Genomic DNA, 2,228 nt, shown 5'->3' with positions numbered 1-2,228 from the left:
CCACCCATTTGCACTACGCTGGCGTGGTCTACCTGCTCGTGGCCGGTGTAGCCTTTGTGCGTGAGGCTTAATATCGAGGCCAAAGTAAAGTTCACGGCTTGGTTATTGCTTTTAAACACCGCCCGGCGCTTACCAAAGGCATCGAAGCTGAGCTTCTCCTCTACTTGCCCCGCGTCATCGGTAATCACATCCACACTGCCCAAATGGTCGGTGTATACATAGCGGGTGGTGATGCTTTCACCGCGCTTCTCCACAATAGCATTGCCCAAGTTACGCCGGAACCAGGTTTCGCCCCCTTCGCTTATCTGCTCGGTGACTCCATGCTGGATAATGGTGGTGGTTTTGCCTTGCTCGGTGCTGGTGCGGCGCACTTGATTGCGGCTTGCATCGTACATAAATTCCGTGATACCCGCACTACGGCCGCTCTCGCTTTCACTGGTAAAGCTTTGAATGCGCCGCGCTTTGCCGATAGCATTGTAGTGAATACGCCGCACTAAGGTGCTGCCCTGATATTGATGGGTTTGATTGCCCATCGCATCGTAACAATAACGCTGTGTGCCAATGCCGCTTACCGCATGGGGCCCCGCCGCACCACTACTTGCACCTGTACACTGGCTATTCGATGCGCCATAGTGGTAAAGCGCACCGCTTTGTACATCGGATTTTGTGAGGATATTGCCGTTGTTGGCGTAGCTTATACTCATGCTCACCGAGCCTTGCTGGCGCACTTGCGTTAACCGATTTAAATCATCATAAAAGAAGGTTTCATCGAACGTGGCTGTGCCACTGCCGGATAACGCCGGTAACCGATGCAAGTTATCGCTGCGGCTACGCAAATTGCCTAACCCATCAAAGCTATAATCTAAGGCTTGCACGCCACCGCTGGTGGTTATGCTTTCGATAAGTCCTGTACGTTCATCGTAGCTGCGCCAATGCGTTAGGCCATTGCCGGCCAAGCTCTCGGTTGCATTGCCATAGGCATCAGCCTCAGTAATGCGTTGGTACCGCACACTGTTGCTATTATGGCGCCCATAACGTGCTTCCCAAACTTCCTGCATATATCCGCGCTGATAGCGAAACTCCTGACCAAAGCTATCGCCACTGGCGTCAAAGTGTTGGAATAAACGGCCAAATTGGTCGTAGGTAAAGGATTCTGTAAGCGTTGTGCCGCCCACCTGCATGCTACTTTGCGTTTGCCGCCCAAAACTGTCGTAGCTATAGGTGCGTGTTACCGTATGCGCTGTTGTTTGCGTATCGGTCACTGTACTACTCAGCAGTAACCCAGGTAATGCCGTGCTCCCATCGCTATACACCCATGTTGAACTACGCTGAATACTGCCATTTAAACGCACCGCTTCGTAAGTTTTGCGGCCAAACCTATCGCGCTCTGTTGCCGTTTCATAACCGCGAGCATCGGTCTGTAACACAAGTTCACCGAGCGCGTTATAATCATACAGCCACACGCCGCTATCTGGGTCGCTCATGCTCGCTTTAAAGCCACGCTGGGTATAGGTTTGCACCATCGTTTCGTTATCGACGTTACGAGCGGTCAGTAAATTACCCGCCGCATCATAGCTATAACGTAAGGTACCCGCTGAATCACTCGCACTGAGCAGCTCACCAAATGCATTATGAGTTGTGGTGCGAGATTGTGGGCTCGAACTACCCCAAAACTGGCTAACACTTTGAGTGACATCCGCACCATCGTAATCAAAGCTTGTCACGGTGCCATCAGCGGCTGTCACCGCTATCACGCGGTTGAACACATCATACTGCGTGTCACTCCAATGCAGCGGCGTTGCAGTCAGGCTCGGCTGCGATTGTTGCACGGCACGCCCAAGTGCATCATACGCAGTAAGCGCATAACGCACGCTCCCTGAACTAAACCCCTCGCTCAGTGTGGCTAACGTGCGCCCCGCACTATCATAAACCGCCCAAGTTGTCGGCGCGCCCCCGGCTATCACACGTTCATACCACGCGCCCTGTGGGGCGCCGCTCGGAACATTTATCGCTGAACGCTCATAACTTCGGCTGATATGCTGATATTCACCACTCACCGCACCACCCGCCGTTTCCGTGCGGCTAAATACCGGCTGACCAAAGGCATTAAAACGCTTCACACTCACCACTCCCGCATGATTCACCCGCTGCGCTTGCCCAAGTGCATTAAAATCACTCTGCGTGCTGATAAGCTCACCGTTCTCATAGCGCGCCACCACATACCGCCC

At 53.2% G+C, this 2,228-nt stretch carries 1 protein-coding gene; it reads right to left on the bottom strand.

Features of this window, described 5'->3' with window-relative positions:
* Positions 1 to 2,228, bottom strand: a 2,228-nt coding sequence (locus CWE08_RS12010) for a hypothetical protein (RefSeq protein ID WP_198677180.1), incomplete at both ends; no start/stop codon positions are given.

Source organism: Aliidiomarina iranensis (assembly GCF_003987135.1).
Classification (GTDB): Bacteria; Pseudomonadota; Gammaproteobacteria; order Enterobacterales; family Alteromonadaceae; genus Aliidiomarina; species Aliidiomarina iranensis.
Note: the sequence above shows the minus strand (reverse complement) of the source record. Positions and strands in the feature narration are given on the sequence as shown.